Raw genomic sequence first — 17,088 nt, 5'->3', positions numbered from 1 at the left:
TAAAATAAACATAGAGAACGGTTATATCACCTCACCCAAAAGGGAGCTACCCTATGAGAATCGACGCGCATCAGCATTACTGGAAGATCGATCGGGGCGACTATGGCTGGCTCACGCCGGAAATTCCGGTTTTGTATAAAGACTTCTTACCGCATGATCTGAAGCCTCGCTTGGAAGCCCACCGGCTGGACGGATCGATCGCCGTTCAAGCGGCGCCGACGCCGGAGGAGACGGATTACCTTTTGTCGCTCGCCGAGCGAGACGAATCGATCTTAGGCGTCGTCGGATTTTTGGATTTGTCGGACGACCGGCATGCCGCCCACTACGAAAGATTCGCCCGGTATACGAAGTTCGTCGGATTCCGCATCATGATCCAGGACATGCCAGACGCCGGCGTCATTCTCGCTCCTTCGTACGTCGAGGCGCTGCATACTTACGCGGAACAAGGCGCAGCTGTCGACCTGCTCGTGAAGTCGGATCAGCTCGAGCCGCTGCTTGAACTGGTGAAGCAGGTGCCGGGCCTGCACGGCGTGATCGACCATATCGCCAAACCGCGTATCGCCGAGGGCTTGATGGACCCTTGGGCAAGTCAGATCGATCAGCTGGCTTCGTACCCGAACTTATATTGCAAGCTGTCGGGCATGGTCACCGAAGCGGATCACGGGAGCTGGAAGGCTGAGCAATTTATCCCCTACGTGCGTCATGTGCTGACTTGCTTCGGTCCGGATCGTGTCATGTTCGGCAGCGATTGGCCGGTTTGCTTGCTAGCGGCCGGGTATGACGAGGTGGTCGATATTTTGGAACGCGCGCTGCCCGACACGTGGGGAGACGCAGAGCGGGAGAAGCTGTTCGGATTGAACGCCAAGGCCTTTTACCGGCTGTAATTCGGGGCATGCGATTTTGGACAACGAGGTGACTTGGAAAAATGAAGTATCGTCAATTGGGGAAAACAGGCCTGGACGTCTCCGTATTGAGCTTCGGCGCTTCTTCGCTCGGGTCCGTATTTCGGGATACCGACGAGGGAGAGAGCATCCGGACGGTGCATGCGGCGATCGATGCCGGGATCAATTATATCGACGTCTCGCCCTATTACGGATTGACCAAGGCGGAGACCGTGCTGGGCAAAGCGTTGAAGGAAATTCCGCGCGACAAGTACGTGCTGTCGACGAAAGCGGGCCGATACGGAGCGGATGCGTTCGATTTCTCACATGAGCGGATCGTCGCGAGCGTAGACGAGAGCCTTGCGCGGCTGAACGTAGACGAGATCGATATTTTATATTTGCACGATATCGAATTCGTGCCGGCCGACATCATTTTGAACGAAGCGATACCGGCGCTGAAGCGGCTGAAGGAGCTCGGCAAGATCCGGTTCGGCGGCATCTGCGGACTTCCGCTCGCTTTGTTCGAGGCGTTTATCCCCCGTGTCGAAGTGGACAGCACCATCTCGTATTGCCATTATTCCCTGAATGACACGAGTTTGCTGGGTTTGCTGCCGCTGCTTGAAGCGAGCGGAACGGGACTCGTCAACGCTTCGCCGCTGTCCATGGGTCTGCTCGGTACGCGAGGCACGCCGGACTGGCATCCTGCTTCGCCGCAAACAAAAGCTGTATGTCTCGAAGCGGCGCGCTATTGTGAGTCGCAGGGAGCGGATATCGCCAAGCTGGCGATCCAATTTTCCACGTCGAACGAACGGATTCCGACGACGCTCGTCAGTACGGCCAATCCGGCCAATATTCAGAAAAACGCGGCATGGACGGAGGAGCCGATCGACGAGGGATTGCTGGCCGAGGTGCTCGAGATTCTGCAGCCGGTGCACAATCGGACATGGGTCAGCGGTCGCGATGAGTACAACTTGGGGATCGGGGGCGACAAGTCATGAAAGGCATCGTCTGCGCGGAGGTCGAACGTTTTGCGCTTGTGGAAGATTTGCCTGAGCCTGTGCTTGCGCCCGGCTTCGCGATTGTAGCTTTGAAGAGAATCGGCATCTGCGGGACCGATCTGCATGCATTTAAAGGTAGACAACCATTCTTTGCATATCCGCGAATACTGGGGCATGAGCTGGCCGGCGTCATCGAAGCGATCGGTCCGAACGAGGAAGGGCTTCAGATCGGCGATCGCGTCAGCGTTATCCCATATATGCACTGCGGGATCTGCATCGCCTGCCGAGGCGGCAAGACGAACTGCTGCACGGATATGAAGGTGCTCGGCGTCCATATCGACGGCGGCATGCGAGAGCGGATTTCCTTACCGGTCACGCATCTGATCGGGGCGAACGATCTGTCGCTCGACCAGACCGCGACGCTGGAGCCGTTCGCCATCGGCGCGCACGCGGTACGCCGGTCGGGACTTGCGGCTGGAGAAACGGCGCTTGTCATCGGCGGCGGTCCGATCGGGCTGGGCGTCATGGCGTTCGCAAGAGCGCGGGGCGCCAAGGTCATCGCGATGGACGTCAACGAGGACCGGCTCGCTTTTTGCCGCGAATGGGCCGGCGTCGACGAAGTCGTAAGCGCGCTTGCGGACCCGCTCGGCAGCCTGCTGGCGGCGAACGGCGGAGAGCTGCCCAGCGTCGTATTCGACGCGACGGGCAATGCGCAGTCGATGACCGCCGCATTCGGCTACACGGCGCATGGGGGCAGACTGATTTACGTCGGACTCGTCAGCGCCGACATCACATTCCACGACCCTGAGTTCCACAAGCGCGAGCTGACGCTGATGGCCAGCCGTAACGCGACCCGGGAGGACTTTGAGCGCGTGCTGGAGGTCATCCGTGCCGGGAACATTAACGTAGTCCGATATATCACGCATCGAGCAGACTTCAACGACATGATCGGTCAGTTCGAGGATTGGCTGAAGCCCGAGACGAGAGTGATCAAGGCGATGGTCGAGCTTTAAAAGGAGGGTAGTTCATCATAATATACAATTGATCGGTAGACCCATATGTCTGCCGATCTTTTTTTGTTGTTGAAATGAAACAACTATTATAATATCTACAAAAGAGAGTAAAATTTCCAATTTCTCTGCCTATTGATGTACCGGGAGGTTTGATGATGCTTAAAAAGAAGAAAACACTTATCGCATCGATAATTGCCATTGCGGTAATCGCGTACTTATCAACAACGGCATTTGCAGCAATTCGATACTCCATATTGGTGAACGGTTCATTAATTAAAGGGGAAGCAAAAGTGATTGACGGGGTTACATATGTACCAATGCGCACTGTGGTTGAAAAGCTGGGCGGAACCTACCATGTCATGACGGATCAGAATAAAATCAGTATTCAGGGTCAGGATCGAAGCATGTTCGGCGGGTACACAAAATCAAATCCGTTGTATTCGGGTTCAGTTGCATATGTAGCCATTAATAAAGGCAGCCAAAAATTCATTGCCTCAGTTTCAAGTGATGGAATGAGTACGGGAACAGAAGCATGGAAAAATTTCAAACCAATCAAGGAACCAGCTCCGAAAGGTTACTCCTTTTTATTTGTTAAAATGAATTTTAAATTGCTCTCAACCGAAGATCCGGGCTCCTCGGTTCGTTTGCATTTTTATAACTTCAATTTTTTGGACTCGAAAACAGGCGAGTTAATCCCATCCATTCCACTGTTGCTGGACGAGGTTACTTTGAGGCAAGGCGAAAGCTATGAGGATTGGATTGGATTTCTAATCCGTGAAGACGAAAAAAATTATACAATCAGTTATTCATTCAGCAGTGATTCTAAAGATGCATTATGGATGAAGGTTTAACGTCTTCGTTCAAATCGCCAACTAAAGATAAAGATCGTATTGAAATACTTCGAATAAACGAAATGCCAAATGACCGCTAAGCCGTTATTTAGCGGAACGGGGGATGACATGAAAAGCGTTCAAGCTGTTCTTTTTGATCTGGATAATACGCTTTTGGATCGAACGCGTACGTTTCAAAACTTCACTTCCTCGTTTGTAGATACATACTTCACTCATGCTCAACATAAGGAATCGATAGCGACACGAATCATTGATTTAGATCAGGACGGATATAAAGATAAGCATTTATTGTTTGCGGAATTGCTTGAAGAGCTGCCTTGGTTAACCAAACCTGAGCTTAATGAATTGATGGACTACTATAACGTGCACTATGTAAAAAATGCTTTATTAATGGAACATGCGGCAGAAATCATGAGTTATGTCAGGCAGAAGTACAAGTTGGGTCTTATTACAAATGGAAGAACGACGATTCAGTATGGAAAGATCGATCGATTAGAAATTAGAAATCTTTTTGATTTCATTCTCGTTTCTGAGGAAGCTGGCGTTAAGAAACCGGACAATCAAATTTTTAAAATGGCATCGGATAAACTCGGCATTAGCCCGGAGCAATGCTTGTATATTGGCGATCATCCTAAGAACGACATTGAAGGTGCTGGGCTAGCCGGGATGAAAACCATCTGGTTTGAAGTGAATCAACCGTGGAGAGAGGAAATTACCATAATACCTGAACATCGAATTAAACATTTACGAGAATTAGAAGCGATACTAAAAAAGGGAGATGATTAATTTGTTTATCAAGGTGATTTGGTTTCACCAAAATATCGAATATCCTGTTCTACTTTATTCTGAGCTAAATCAAATTAGGTTTGAAAAACGAAAAGTTGAACAATATAGAAACGGCAGAATTGGAATAGCCGATCACGATTTAAGCTTAAACGCTATGCTTGGGATCTGTGAAGTTCCTTCTTTAGCAGAGATTAATATGAATCAGGAATTCTATGGATTTGAAATAAATAAAGACGAGTTTGAGTGTGTGTGGAATGAAGCATTACAGAAATTGAATATTAATAACCAAGTAGGAGATCAAAAATGTCAGTTAGAGGATTAAGATTTCAAACCGAGCAGGGAGACAATATCCAAACGGCCAGCATTTTTGCATTTTTGGATGCTTACAAATATCGATGGTACATCGATAATTTAGATACTTTAGATCAAGATTTGGACTGTGAATTTAACGTGAAATTCACGGATGGAGAAAGATTAGTAAAAGCATTTAGGAATCATAGCGTATCTGCGATCTTCGGTGAATTTATTGCTTTCGATATGGATGACGAACCTATTTCGGACGAACCGGAAGTCGATGATTGGGATGCGTTCGTAACGAGCCCGGCAAAGATAGTTGTGCTCATCGTCGACTGTTATTACATAGATGTGTATTTGAAGGATCCTGAAGCTCTAGAGAACTGTTTCCGCTATATATCGAGTCAAGGGTTTACCCCGGAGCTAATCGATGAAACGGATTCGAGATATAAATTTAAGGTCTGGTAATGATTGCTATAAGGAGTTTTGTTCGCGATCAAATAGAAACGATAAAAATTAGAAACGCGGAGTTTAAAGCAAAAGAAAACAAAAATTTATAAACTACGATCAGGAGACACACCAGAACTGCGGTAATCCGATGATGATTCTGTTTATGATCTTGGTCGTGGTGGGCCTTGGTACGATCCATACGTGCTTGAAAAGACAAATACTAAACGAGGAGAGATTCATCGATCGTTTGGATTTGATCCTTCTGGAACTGAATGAGGGCGAAATCCCGGTCGTCCCGCCTGAAGCCTCGCCAAGGCTGAATCAGGCAAGACGATTCGTTCCATACCTTTTACGCATGCCGCGGCGTAAACGGATAATCGAAAGCGACTTGTTTCTTTAAAAAAGCCTCTTTTCCGTCGATCGCAAAAACTTCATTGGGCTTGATCGTAAACCGATAGCTCTGATCTTCTACCGTCAAGCCGACGTCTATCGGCATGGCCTCAATACCGATGATCTCCTGGACATGCCCGCGCAGATCGGTGACGACGGTAACGCCGTTCGTACCGCTGAACGCTTCCTTGCCGTTAATCGTACCGGTGAACACGCCGTCCTTGCTTTCCAATGCAAATCGGTCCTCGTCCCATTGCTGGGTGTAGCTTCGTTCGAAGTCCCCGTCCCGCAGACCTCCCCAATAAACCCGATCCCTGCTGATATGTACGCCATAAAGCCTCGACACGTATTCCAGCGCGGACAATATGGCAGGTCCGTAACCATCCTTGGCTTTGCTCGGTTCCGCCGTAAAGGGGTCGAACTGTTGCGGGAAAAAGGAGTGCTTCGCCAGCACGTTCAAATAAATGCTGCCGAGCAGCGTGATCTCCGCATAGTGCCCGTAGTTCTCCAGCGCTTGAATCGCCCGCTGATAGGTGAGGCTCTCGGGCTGTCCGCTCCAATCGTTGCTGGCGATATTCCTGAACAGCGGATCGTTCGCCGCGATCGACGGCAAGGGCATTGGCGTCCAGAATTCCTCGGGATTCAGCAGATGACGGGCGATGAATTCATCCGCCATCGCTTGCGTGAACCCGCCGAAGTACATGACTCGCAGATTGTTGTGCACGAGTACGTCCATGAATTCGTTATTGGAATCTCTGTCGTAGCATGCATGCTTTTCGGGACGCCACAGGTACGATCGGATTTTCTCCCGTACTTCCTCCGCTTTCGAGTGCCAATACGGCGCTTTTCCGTTTCCCAATTCCTCGGCAATAAGGGCCAGCACCTCTCTCCCATAACAGGAATACCCCATGACGTCCATCGACTCATAGGGAACTTGGCCGATGCCCGACGGCGGCGTCTCGCCCTCCCACATGTACGGCGCCCCCGTAAGCCGCGTGCTATGATCCTCGCCGGTATCGTAGACGCACCACGTCTCAAGACAGCCGTCCCCGTCCGAGTCCCGGTATTTCCACAGGTACGCGTCGAAGCCTTCAAGCACCTCACAAAGGCGCTGCAGGTAAGCTCGATCTTTCTTCATCCAGAAATATAGGTTCAGCGCGGGGCCGGGGAAGCAGTAGCCTTGAAACCAGCCAAAGTCCGCATGCAGCTTCTCCTCCACGACCGAGATCATCCCGGGAATTCTGCCGTCTTCCCTCTGATTTTCCATGAAAATAAGCTGATTGTTAAGCGCGACTTCCATGTTGCGCTTTGCGTACATCTCGCCGCCCATCGGCTGCGTCTCCAGCCATACATTCGGATAATACGAGCCCTCGACGAGCACCTTGCGGTCCAGAAACTGCTGAATATTGTCCCTCGCCATCGCCTCGCACCTGTCGAACAGCCGCTGCAGCGCCTCATGATCCGTTTTAAAACTCACGTCGGTCTCTGGCAGCGCCTTATCGATGCACACATTTTTGCTCATGCCGCGTTCCTCGCGATCTCCGTTTAATACGTCTATTGTCATATCCAATCGGTTGCATTTCCTTGAAAATTCTGCAAGGCTTCTTCAAAATCATGCATAAAAATAACCCGCCGCCGCGACAGGTCGTTTCAAGCTTGATTGCGATACTGCGTCGGAGACAAGCCGCACAGATCGCCGAACACTTTGGAGAAGTAGTTCGGATCGTTGTATCCAACGTTCATCGCGATTTCTTTGATCGAAGCGCCGGACTCGGTCAATTGCTTTTTCGCATGGTCCACGCGCTGCTGATTGATGTAGTGGCTGATCGTGACGCCCATCTTGTTTTTAAAAAGATGATTGATATAAGACTCGCTGCAGTGACAATGCGCCGCGATGCGAGCGACGAAAAGCTGCTCCGCGAAGTTGTTGTGTATGAACTCGAGCGCGTGAATGAGAATGTAATCCGAATTCGTATTCGTGTTTTTCCTGACGCGGACGCGTGCGGCCGGATGCGCGCTCAGCGCGTCGGCATATATGAATCTTACGTACTGCGCGGCGATCGACAGCAGCGATTGGATGAGCGCCGGCTCTGGCACCTCGGCCGACAGGTCGGAAAAATAATGAGCGATCATCGAATCGTAGTCCAGGTCGTGGGATTTGGCTATTTTTTTCATGCGATGAAGCGCTGTGCGAGGCCGGCTGCGATAGGCGCCCGCGAAGATGGTGACGACCGTCTCTTCCTCGTGGAAAACGGGAATGACGTACTCCTCGACCCCCGCGTAGCACATGCCGTAGAAGGGACGTTTGAGCTTGGCGCTCTTCTCCGCGATCGCCTCCCGTTTGCACAAGCATCGGTCGAACAGGCTTTTGCTGGATGTCTTGATGAACATGCAGTAGCTGTTGCGATGAAGCAAGAAGGGGTTCAGCAGATTGGAAAACGCCGGATCTCTCGTAATGACGGCATGGTGGTCTACGATGCAGATCTGCAGCTTGTACTGCCGGCTAATATGCGAGAGATAGTCGTACAGCGCTTCATACTTCGGGTTTTCCATCGTCAGGCCGCCCTCCATGTTAAGCCGATATTTCTAGCAAGCTTGCAGAATTTTGAAGGAAATGCCGGCATTTCTATACTACATTAGCGGATAAGCAAATTGAAGGAGGAATCTTGAAGATGAAAAATAAGAGCCATAAGGCGGACTACTGCGTCGTGGGCGGGGGATTGGCAGGCATGTGCGCGGCGATTGCCGCAGCCAGGCACGGAAGCAAAGTCGTGCTGATGCAAGACCGGCCGGTACTTGGCGGCAACGCCTCCTCGGAGATTCGGATGAACGTCGGCGGCGCGCTCGGCCCGAACAAGCGGGAGACCGGGCTGCTCGAAGAGATCGAGATGGAAAACCTGCACCGCAATCCGACCGCGTGCTATTCGGTCTGGGACAGCGTACTGTACGAGAAGGTCCGTTTCGAACCCAACATTACGTTGCTGATGAATTGTACGTGCACGGAAGCGGAAATGGACTCCTCAAGTGCTGCTAGAATTAAGTCCGTCAAGGGCTGGCAGCTGACGACCGAGACATGGCACACGGTCGAAGCGACGCTCTTCGCAGACTGCTCGGGAGACAGCATACTGGCCCCGCTCACCGGCGCCGAATTCCGTTACGGCAGAGAGGCGGCGAGCGAATTCGGCGAGTCGATCCAGCCCGAGCGGGCGGACAACTATACGATGGGTCTCAGCTGCCTGTTTCAAATTCGGGAGACGGACCGGCCGCAGCCTTTCACGCCGCCTGACTGGGCCCATTCGTATACGAGCGACGACGACCTGCCTTACCGACCGCACGACAAGCGGACGAACTTCTGGTGGATCGAGCTCGGAGGCGACCGCGACGCCATTCACGACGCAGAGGAGATCAAGGACGAGCTGCTGAAAATTGTGTTCGGCGTATGGGATCATATGAAAAACCGCGGCGATCACGGCGTGGAAAACTGGGTCATCGACTGGATCGGCTTCCTGCCCGGAAAGCGCGAGAGCCGCAGGTATGTGGGCGATTATATATTAACGCAAAACGATATTGAAGCGGAAGGGCGGTTCGACGACCTGGTCGCCTACGGCGGCTGGAGCATGGACGATCATTTCCCCGCGGGCTTCCATCACAAAGGCAGCCATCCGACGATATACCACGCGGCGCCTTCCCCGTACGGCATCCCCTATCGCAGCTTGTATTCCAATAGCATCGACAACCTGTTTTTCGCCGGAAGAAACATGAGCGCCACGCACGCCGCGATGAGCTCGACGCGGGTCATGGGCACGTGCGCGATGCTCGGGCAGGCGATCGGAACGGCGGCCGCGATCGCGGTCCGGCACCGTCTAACGCCAAGAGGGGTCTATCAGCATCGCATTCATGAGTTGCAATCGACGCTGTTGGAAGACGATTGCTACTTGCCCTGGCATAAAAGAGCGCTGCCGGCATTGACGCTAAGCGCCCGTCTTAGCGCGTCAAGCGGCGACGCGGAGCCGCTGCGCAACGGTTGGGATCGCCCGATCGGCGACGCGGACAACGCCTGGACGGGGGCGGCGGGCGATTGGATCGAATACCGGTTCGACGAGCCCCGCCGCGTCCGCAGGCTTCGTTTCGTATTCGACAGCCATCTGAACCGGAAGATCAGAAACATGCTGAACAGCTATCCGCTGCAGAGCAAAATCTACCATTTGCCGCAAACGATCGTGAAGGACTTCCGCGTGGAGTACGAGGATGAGTACGGCGCATGGACCGAGCTCGCGGTCGTCTCCGGCAACTACTACCGGCTCCGCAAGCTGCAGGTCGACGTGACGACGAGGGCGCTGCGTCTTATTCCGCTGAGCACTTGGGGAGCCGAGCAAATGCGCATTTTCGCCTGGGATATCGACGAGTAAGGCGCGGGCCGCGCGCGGTGGCCGCACCTCGCCGCACTTCGCCGCACACAAAATATGTTGCATCAACATCCCAAATCCGTCGATGATGCAAAGTTACGCTTCCTGCTATGCTGAGTCTATCAAATCACTTGGAAAGGAAGCGGACACTTGAGCAACACGCTTGCGAGACGGAAAAAGTTCGCCGGATTGTGGCAGATGCGGGCGCTGTACATCATGCTGCTTCCCGGGGTGGCGTGGTTCCTGATCTACCGATACTTGCCGATGTACGGCGTGACGATCGCGTTCAAGGAATACAACATCATGGGCGGCTTGTTCTCGAGCCCATGGGCGGACCCGTGGTACAAATATTTCCTTATGTTTTTCGAATCCCCCTACTTCTCTCAGATTCTGGGCAATACCGTCCTCATCAGCGCCTACAAGCTGGTCTTCGGCATGCTGCCGCCGATCCTGCTGGCGATCCTGCTGAATGAATGCCGGGTCGGATGGTTCAAGAAGTGGGTGCAGACGCTCACCTACATGCCTCACTTCTTGTCCTGGGTCATCGTGTACGGCATCGTGCTCGCCTTTTTCTCCGAGAGCTCGGGGCTCGTCAACCGATGGATCGTGGAGCTTGGAGGCAAAGCGGTACCGGTCCTCACTTCGACCGATTGGTTCCGATCGTTGCTGGTCGGCAGCGACATCTGGCAAAATCTCGGCTGGGGCGCGATCATCTACCTGGCGGCCATCGCCGGCATCGATCCGACGCTGCACGAGGCGGCGACCGTCGACGGCGCGGGACGGATGCGCGTCATCTGGCACATCATTCTTCCCGGCATCCGCGGCATTTTTATCCTGCTGCTCATCCTGCGCCTCGGACAAGTGCTCGACGCGGGCTTCGAGCAAATATACGTCATGTATAATCCGCAGGTGTATCCGGTCGCCGATATTCTGGACACCTGGGTGTTCCGTACGGGACTCGAACAGATGAACTTCAGCTTGGCGTCAGCCGTCGGCTTGTTCAAATCCGGCATCGGGTTCGTATTCGTCCTCTTATCCAACGCGCTGGCGAAGCGGTGGGGAGGCGGGATATGGTAAAGTCCAGACGGGACCTTGTCTTCGATACGGCGATCTTCATCGTGCTTGCGCTCGCCGCGCTGGCCGCCGTCTTTCCGCTTTTGTACGTTTTATCGGTATCGCTGACGCCCTACGCGGAAGTCGTCAAAAACGGCGGGTTCGTGCTGCTGCCCAAGCACATCACCTTCTCGGCGTACAAGGGGCTGTTCCAGCAGACCGGCCTGCCGCAGGCGTTCGGGGTCAACGTATTCATCACGGTCGTCGGGACGTTCGTCAACATGCTGCTGACGGTGCTCATGGCTTACCCGCTCAGCCGGCGCAAGCTGAAGGGCCGCTCCTTGCTGCTGCTGCTCGTCGTATTCACGATGCTGTTCAGCGGCGGTCTCATCCCGACTTATCTCGTGGTCAAGGCGACGGGCCTGCTCAATACGGTCTGGGCGATGATCTTACCGAACGCGATTTGGAGCTTTAACATTTTGATTATGAAAAGCTTTTTCGAGTCGCTGCCCGAGGAGCTGTTCGAGTCGGCGAAAATCGACGGCGCGGGGGAGAGCCGGATCTTGCTGCAAATGGTCGTGCCGCTCTCGCTGCCGAGCATGATGACCGTCGGGCTGTTTTATATGGTCGGGCACTGGAACGAGCTGTTCCAAGCGGTTCTGTACGTGACCGATCCGGACCTGCATCCGCTGCAAGTATTCGTGCGCAACATCCTGCTGCAAAGTCAGATGAGCGAGATCGCGGTCGACGTCACGCTGCCGACGCAGACGCTGCAGATGGCGGCCGTCCTCGTGGCGAGCCTGCCGATCATCGCCGTGTACCCGTTCATTCAGAAGTACTTTACGAAGGGCATGCTGCTGGGCTCGATCAAGGGCTGACAAGCGCCGATAAAGGGTTGAAACCAAGGCCAACGCCTTGCTTCAATATAAAACGATCAACTTCCATACGAGAAAGGTTGGGGCAAATGAGCAAAAAGAGCTTCGGGGTCGCCATCGCTTCATTAGGCATGTTAGGCACGCTGCTCGCGGGCTGCGGTGGCAACAACGACGAGAACGGAGGGGCTTCGCCGTCCGGAACGACGGCAAGCTCGGCTTCGGCCGCGCCAAGCCAATCGGCGTCGGCATCGCCGGAATCAGGCGAGAAAATGAAGATCGAGGTCGTCAAGGTCGGCTGGGGCACGAAGCTTCCCGCTGACGACTTCATCAAGGCGGAGCTCGACAAGAAGCTGAACATCGATCTGACGCTCAGCCTGCCGGCGAATCCGGACGAGCTGAAAAACCAGCTGAGTACGCGAATCGCCGCCGGCGATTATCCGGACGTGATGGAGCTCGCGGACCGCAATCATCTGCTCCAGCTGGCCCGCATGGGCGCCCTGCTCGATCTGACGCCATACCTGGACCAGCTGCAGGACGCGCAGAGCCTCGCGACGGCGGATGGCGTCAAGAAGGGCACCGTCGACGGCAAAGTGTACGCGGTCGCCAAAGCGCCGAACCTGCTCGCGCAGTCCTACTGGATCCGCAAGGACTGGCTGGCCAAACTGAATCTGCAGGTGCCGACCACAGTCGACGAGCTGCTGACCGTTGCCCAAGCTTTCGTCGAGAAGGATCCGGACGGCAACGGGAAGAAAGACACGATCGGCATCAGCTCGAACGACTGGAACGCGTTTAATCCGCTGTTCGGCTCGCTGGGCGTCGGCAGCTCGTACAAAGATATCTATATCAAGGACGGCAAGGCGATCGGCGCCGTCTACGATCCGGCTTATAAAGACGCGATCGCCTCCGTTCAGAAGTTCCTGAACGCCGGCGTGGTCGATCCCGAGGTATTCTCCAACAAAGGCTCGGCGGCGACGGACAAAGCGGTCAAAGGACAAGCGGGCATCTTCTACGGCGACTGGAATCTGTTCAAGGACGAGAATCAGGCCGCCATCAAAGCGGCCAATCCGAACGCGGAATGGGAGATCGTGCCGGCGTTCAAGGGCGCAGGCGGGGACTTCGACAGCTCCTACGACCTCGGCAGCGCTTCGGGCTTCGTCGCCTTGCCGAAGAGCCTGGAGAAAAATCCGGACAAGGTGAAGCGCATCCTTCAATTGCTCAACTACGTGTCGGCCGGCGAAGGATTAAACCTCGTCGAATACGGAATCGAAGGCACCCATTTTACGATGAAGGACGGCAAGCCGGCCGTAACGGACAAGATCGGCGATGCTTCGTTCAGCTGGGTGTATCAAATCATGGGCCGGCCGGAACAGGAATACCTGCTCACGAAGTTCGCCAAGCAGTCCGCTCAGATCCAGGCTGCGTCCTCGAAGTCTCGCCTCGACGTGTACAACAGCTTCATCGACACGCCGCAGACGGTCAACCTGGCCGATGCCCAGCGCTTCATGAACGACGAGCTCCTGAAATTCGTCTTCGGCAAAGCGCCGATGAGCGAATACGACAAGTTCTTGTCCACGCTGGACAGCACGTACGGCTACAAGCAATACGTGGAGGAAGCGAACAAGCAGCTGACGGCGCTCGGTTATTTGAAATAATGCCGTTCAAAGAAGCGAAGGGGAGCTAGGCTGCCCTTCGCTCTCTTTGCTACAATAGGCGTATTCGATCGATCGCCCGGGAGGAAGACCCCATGCGCGCAGCGCTGTACAGACTCAAGCCGAAAACGATCAAGCATAAGCTGTTCGCCGCGTTCGTGCTGCTCATCTTCGTGCCGCTGCTGCTGCTTCAGCTCAGCATGTACGACAATACCGAAAAGCTGATCACGCACCGGGTCAGCGAGCAGAACAGCCTGCAAATGGGACAGGTCCGGCAAAACTTCGAAATCATGAGAAGCTTCATGCTGACCTCCGTCGTGACGCTCGAGCTGATGCTAAGGCAGCAGGACGTATTCGGCGCGGACGTCTCGATCGAAGAGGCCGAACGCGGCCGGATCGTGTCCGAGAGCCTGCGCAGGCTCAAGGAGCAAAACGAGCTGAACAGCGCGCAGCTGTCCTTCACCGTGCTGGATTTGGCGGGTCATGCGTATACGGACGGCGAAGGGGCCGTGGATGATGCCGCGGTCCGGCAGGAGGACGGCTTCCGGACGATCGAGAACGGCCAAGTGAAATACGTGTGGATTAGCGGCGACTCCGCGCAAAATGCGGCGCCGAGCGAGCTGTCGCTCTACGCGCTCCTGGAAAACGGAGGTAGTCCGTTCGCCATGGTGCACGTCGCCTTCCGGTTCGAAGACTGGCTGCGATCGATCGCCAAAGCGTTCGCCGTCTATCAGGACTATTACATTTTAGACGAAAAGGGCGAAACGCTGGCCAGCACCCGAAGCCGGGGACTGGACGCCTCCATCTACCGGGATGTCGTGTTAAGCGGGGAATGGAAAACAGGCGTGCACCAGAACGCCGTCTTCAGCGTCGGCACGCTGCCGTCGCTCGGATGGACCATCGTGAGCAGCTTTCCGATGGAGATCTACTTCGGCGACCTCCACCAGCAGCAGATCCGATACTTGCTCACCTTTATCGGGATCATGCTGGCATTCGTAGCAATCACTTTTTACGTGCTTCGGCGCATCACCCGTCCGCTCCACCTGCTCGAACGCCGCATGTCCGAGACGGTCGAGCAGCGGTTCGTCAAGGGCATCAACGAGAAGCCGTACGAAGGCGAGATTTTGTCGCTGTCGCGAACGTTCAACCGGATGCTGCGCGATATGCAGGACCTCGTCGCCAAAATCAAGCGGGACGAGAAGCAGAAAGAAGCGCTCCGCTACCAAAGCCTGATCGCGGTCATGAATCCGCATTTTCTGCTGAATACGCTCAACACGGTCAAGTGGCTGGCCATGCGGAAAAACGAGCGGGAAATCGCCTCGATCTGCGTTCAGCTCGGCCTTCTGCTGGAGACGAGCCTCAATACCGACGTCGAGCTGATCCGGGTGAACGAGGAGCTCGACCTGATCCGCGCTTACGTCGCGATCCAGCAAAACCGGCATTTGCACCCGTTCACGGTCCGCTACGAGGTCGGTCCGGAGCTCGATCACGCGCTGCTGCCCAAGATGACGCTGCAGCCGCTCGTCGAGAACGCGATCATTCACGGCTTCGCGGGGACGGAAAAGGAAGGCGCGATCGATATTCGCATCCGCGCGCAGGACGACCGCCTTATCATCGAGGTCGCGGACGACGGCATCGGGATGGCGGCTTCGGCCCAGACGAAGCGAATCCGCAAGCGGAGCAGTATCGGTCTCGCGAATCTGCGCGAGCGGCTGGCGCTGTTGTTCAAATTGGACGCTAGTCTTGAGACGGAATCGGACGAAACGGGGACGCGCGTGCGGATCGTCGTTCCGCTTCTGGTCGCCAAGCCGTATGCGTCAGCCTATTCGTAAAGGAGGTGCCTGCGATGTGGAAGGTCGTCATTGTGGAGGACGAAGCGTTCGTCAGAGATTCGCTCAGGGAAATGATCCCATGGACCGAGTCGGGCTTCGAGCTGGTCGGCGAAGCTGGCAACGGCGATGAGGGCGCCGCGCTCGTCGAGACGCTGCAGCCGGATATCGTCATCACGGACATCATGATGCCGAAGATGGACGGGGTCATGATGCTGAAGACGGCCAGAGAGCAGGGCAGCGAGGCCCGTTTCATCATGCTGACGTGCATAAACGAGTTCGAGTACGCGCGCCTTGCGCTTGAATACGGCGCCAGCAGCTACATTTTGAAGCTGTCGATGACGATCGAGACGCTGCAGGAGGCGCTGGCCAAGGCGGCGAAGGAGCTGTCCGCCAGGAGCGAGGGGAGCCGGTCCCGCCGGCTGGAACGCTTCGAAGCCGTTTACGGGAAATGGTGGGACGGCTATGAAGCCGCGAATTGGACGCCTTCTGCGCCGGTCCGCTCGGATATCGAGCCGCCGCTGCCGTACGTGTCCGTCTTTTGCTTGCTTCACGGGGAAGAGGATGGGGACTCATCGTCCTTCGTTCAGCGCTTGTTCGCCGAAGCGCCCGCTACGGAGCGAATCGTTCATTCCTACACCGCCTCCGGCGTGACGACGTTTTTTTGCTGGTGCAGCCGGTCGGGCCTGGCGACCGTCCCATCGAGGGCCGAGGAGACCCCGGCCGCCTTGGCCTATCGCCTCGACATGCAAGGCGAGTACCTCGAGCAGGGCTGGCTCGAGGTTATTCGGCGGATGGACGCGATCTGGTACGGACGCAAACAAGGACCGATCCGCGTCGGCGGCACGGCGTCGCTTGCGCAGGCGGCCTCTTCGCAGCTGCAGGAGCCTGGACGGAGAGCCTACTGGGGAGAATGGCTCGCCAGCTTCGAGCATGTCAAAGTCGACGAATGTTTGCGGCTGCTCGTCCGACAGTGGGCGGATATGGAGCGGCGCGGGCTGCCGATGATGCAGGTCAAGGCCGAGGCCGGGCAGCTGATCCGATTGATGGAGCAATACGCCCCGCCGTCGCCGTCCGACTATGAGCGCATCGCGACGGCCGTCTCCCACGCTCAACTGCTGACGCGGATGGATCGCATCGTTTCGGACGCCGTCGGCCGTATCGTGCAGGAGCGTTCGGCCTTCACGGATCATGCGGAGATCAACAAAGTGATCGGCCATATTCATACGAACTATCAGAAAAACATCACGCTTCGTTCGATGGCCGCGTTCGTATCGCTCGACGAGAGCTATCTCAGCAGCCTGTTCAAGAAAAAGACGGGCGTCAGCTTGATCCAATTCGTGCAGCAAGTTCGCATCGACCGCGCCAAGGAGCTGCTGGCGGAAGGGAAATCCGTCAGTCAGGCGGCGGAGCTCGTCGGCTTCGTCAACGACAGCTATTTCATTAAAATATTCAGACGGTTCGAGACGCAAAGCCCGGCGGAATTCAAGAAAAGCCGCACGGGCGGCCGTGACTGACAATATGCGAATCTCAATTCTATTGCATGAACAGCAAAAAGCTGTTGCTAGTTCGCTCCCCTCTCCGCTTGCTATGCTGATCATGCAGGAGGAGGG

15 protein-coding genes are annotated in these 17,088 nt (G+C 55.1%); 13 read left to right on the top strand and 2 right to left on the bottom strand.

Annotated features, from left to right (window positions below; all coding sequences use genetic code 11):
* The first annotated feature begins 53 nt into the window (after positions 1–53).
* The 7 genes from ACFSR7_RS26905 to ACFSR7_RS26875 all read left to right on the top strand — a co-directional run bounded on the left by ACFSR7_RS26905 (position 54) and on the right by ACFSR7_RS26875 (position 5,291).
* Positions 54–884 carry an amidohydrolase family protein gene (locus ACFSR7_RS26905; RefSeq protein WP_378166986.1) on the top strand — a complete coding sequence of 277 codons (831 nt, stop codon included), beginning with the start codon at positions 54–56 and terminating at the stop codon, positions 882–884.
* A gap of 41 nt (positions 885–925) precedes the next feature.
* Complete coding sequence (locus ACFSR7_RS26900) at positions 926–1,879, top strand: aldo/keto reductase (protein ID WP_378166984.1); 954 nt, start codon at positions 926–928, stop codon at positions 1,877–1,879.
* Positions 1,876–2,892, top strand: coding sequence for a zinc-binding alcohol dehydrogenase family protein (locus ACFSR7_RS26895; protein WP_378166982.1), 1,017 nt, complete (start codon positions 1,876–1,878; stop codon positions 2,890–2,892). Before ACFSR7_RS26900 ends, ACFSR7_RS26895 begins: the two co-directional genes overlap by 4 nt.
* Positions 2,893–3,047: 155 nt before the next feature.
* Positions 3,048–3,743 carry a hypothetical protein gene (locus ACFSR7_RS26890; RefSeq protein ID WP_378166980.1) on the top strand — a complete coding sequence of 232 codons (696 nt, stop codon included), beginning with the start codon at positions 3,048–3,050 and terminating at the stop codon, positions 3,741–3,743.
* 108 nt (positions 3,744–3,851) lie between these two features.
* Positions 3,852–4,529: an HAD family hydrolase gene (locus ACFSR7_RS26885; protein ID WP_378166978.1), complete on the top strand. Its 678-nt coding sequence runs from the start codon at positions 3,852–3,854 to the stop codon at positions 4,527–4,529.
* A gap of 1 nt (position 4,530) precedes the next feature.
* Complete coding sequence (locus tag ACFSR7_RS26880) at positions 4,531–4,851, top strand: DUF6881 domain-containing protein (protein ID WP_378166976.1); 321 nt, start codon at positions 4,531–4,533, stop codon at positions 4,849–4,851.
* Positions 4,833–5,291: a DUF2691 family protein gene (locus tag ACFSR7_RS26875; RefSeq protein ID WP_378166974.1), complete on the top strand. Its 459-nt coding sequence runs from the start codon at positions 4,833–4,835 to the stop codon at positions 5,289–5,291. The genes ACFSR7_RS26880 and ACFSR7_RS26875 overlap by 19 nt, the downstream gene beginning before the upstream one ends.
* Positions 5,292–5,622: 331 nt before the next feature.
* Here ACFSR7_RS26875 and ACFSR7_RS26870 read toward each other — a convergent pair whose 3' ends face one another.
* Positions 5,623–7,185, bottom strand: a complete 1,563-nt coding sequence (locus ACFSR7_RS26870) for an MGH1-like glycoside hydrolase domain-containing protein (protein WP_378166972.1) — start codon at positions 7,183–7,185, stop codon at positions 5,623–5,625.
* Between the two features lie 128 nt (positions 7,186–7,313).
* Positions 7,314–8,216 carry a helix-turn-helix domain-containing protein gene (locus tag ACFSR7_RS26865; RefSeq protein WP_378166970.1) on the bottom strand — a complete coding sequence of 301 codons (903 nt, stop codon included), beginning with the start codon at positions 8,214–8,216 and terminating at the stop codon, positions 7,314–7,316.
* A 119-nt stretch (positions 8,217–8,335) separates the two neighbouring features.
* Between ACFSR7_RS26865 and ACFSR7_RS26860 the strand changes: the two genes are divergently transcribed.
* The 6 genes from ACFSR7_RS26860 to ACFSR7_RS26835 all read left to right on the top strand — a co-directional run bounded on the left by ACFSR7_RS26860 (position 8,336) and on the right by ACFSR7_RS26835 (position 16,992).
* Positions 8,336–10,072 (top strand): FAD-dependent oxidoreductase, encoded by a 1,737-nt coding sequence (locus ACFSR7_RS26860; RefSeq protein ID WP_378166968.1) that lies wholly within the window; start codon positions 8,336–8,338, stop codon positions 10,070–10,072.
* Positions 10,073–10,267: 195 nt separating this feature from the next.
* On the top strand, positions 10,268–11,146 hold the full coding sequence (locus ACFSR7_RS26855; protein WP_378167184.1) for an ABC transporter permease: 879 nt from the start codon (positions 10,268–10,270) through the stop codon (positions 11,144–11,146).
* Complete coding sequence (locus ACFSR7_RS26850) at positions 11,140–12,000, top strand: carbohydrate ABC transporter permease (RefSeq protein WP_378166966.1); 861 nt, start codon at positions 11,140–11,142, stop codon at positions 11,998–12,000. The genes ACFSR7_RS26855 and ACFSR7_RS26850 overlap by 7 nt, the downstream gene beginning before the upstream one ends.
* A gap of 86 nt (positions 12,001–12,086) precedes the next feature.
* Positions 12,087–13,649, top strand: a complete 1,563-nt coding sequence (locus tag ACFSR7_RS26845) for a type 2 periplasmic-binding domain-containing protein (protein WP_378166964.1) — start codon at positions 12,087–12,089, stop codon at positions 13,647–13,649.
* 92 nt (positions 13,650–13,741) lie between these two features.
* Complete coding sequence (locus ACFSR7_RS26840; RefSeq protein ID WP_378166963.1) at positions 13,742–15,478, top strand: cache domain-containing sensor histidine kinase; 1,737 nt, start codon at positions 13,742–13,744, stop codon at positions 15,476–15,478.
* A 14-nt stretch (positions 15,479–15,492) separates the two neighbouring features.
* Positions 15,493–16,992, top strand: coding sequence for a response regulator (locus ACFSR7_RS26835; protein WP_378166962.1), 1,500 nt, complete (start codon positions 15,493–15,495; stop codon positions 16,990–16,992).
* Positions 16,993–17,088: the final 96 nt, after the last annotated feature.

The organism is Cohnella sp. GCM10020058 (assembly GCF_042683485.1).
Taxonomy (GTDB): domain Bacteria; phylum Bacillota; class Bacilli; order Paenibacillales; family Paenibacillaceae; genus Cohnella.
Note: the sequence above shows the minus strand (reverse complement) of the source record. Positions and strands in the feature narration are given on the sequence as shown.

What these genes read in the sequence shown, in the direction of transcription:
- ACFSR7_RS26890 (WP_378166980.1), top strand. Translation starts at nt 3,048, where the DNA reads ATGCTTAAAAAGAAGAAAACACTTATCGCATCGATAATTGCCATTGCG.
- ACFSR7_RS26855 (WP_378167184.1), top strand. Translation starts at nt 10,268, where the DNA reads ATGCGGGCGCTGTACATCATGCTGCTTCCCGGGGTGGCGTGGTTCCTG.
- ACFSR7_RS26885 (WP_378166978.1), top strand. Translation starts at nt 3,852, where the DNA reads ATGAAAAGCGTTCAAGCTGTTCTTTTTGATCTGGATAATACGCTTTTG.
- ACFSR7_RS26835 (WP_378166962.1), top strand. Translation starts at nt 15,493, where the DNA reads ATGTGGAAGGTCGTCATTGTGGAGGACGAAGCGTTCGTCAGAGATTCG.
- ACFSR7_RS26875 (WP_378166974.1), top strand. Translation starts at nt 4,833, where the DNA reads ATGTCAGTTAGAGGATTAAGATTTCAAACCGAGCAGGGAGACAATATC.
- ACFSR7_RS26870 (WP_378166972.1), bottom strand. Translation starts at nt 7,185, where the DNA reads ATGAGCAAAAATGTGTGCATCGATAAGGCGCTGCCAGAGACCGACGTG.
- ACFSR7_RS26840 (WP_378166963.1), top strand. Translation starts at nt 13,742, where the DNA reads ATGCGCGCAGCGCTGTACAGACTCAAGCCGAAAACGATCAAGCATAAG.
- ACFSR7_RS26860 (WP_378166968.1), top strand. Translation starts at nt 8,336, where the DNA reads ATGAAAAATAAGAGCCATAAGGCGGACTACTGCGTCGTGGGCGGGGGA.
- ACFSR7_RS26850 (WP_378166966.1), top strand. Translation starts at nt 11,140, where the DNA reads ATGGTAAAGTCCAGACGGGACCTTGTCTTCGATACGGCGATCTTCATC.
- ACFSR7_RS26865 (WP_378166970.1), bottom strand. Translation starts at nt 8,216, where the DNA reads ATGGAAAACCCGAAGTATGAAGCGCTGTACGACTATCTCTCGCATATT.
- ACFSR7_RS26845 (WP_378166964.1), top strand. Translation starts at nt 12,087, where the DNA reads ATGAGCAAAAAGAGCTTCGGGGTCGCCATCGCTTCATTAGGCATGTTA.
- ACFSR7_RS26895 (WP_378166982.1), top strand. Translation starts at nt 1,876, where the DNA reads ATGAAAGGCATCGTCTGCGCGGAGGTCGAACGTTTTGCGCTTGTGGAA.
- ACFSR7_RS26905 (WP_378166986.1), top strand. Translation starts at nt 54, where the DNA reads ATGAGAATCGACGCGCATCAGCATTACTGGAAGATCGATCGGGGCGAC.
- ACFSR7_RS26900 (WP_378166984.1), top strand. Translation starts at nt 926, where the DNA reads ATGAAGTATCGTCAATTGGGGAAAACAGGCCTGGACGTCTCCGTATTG.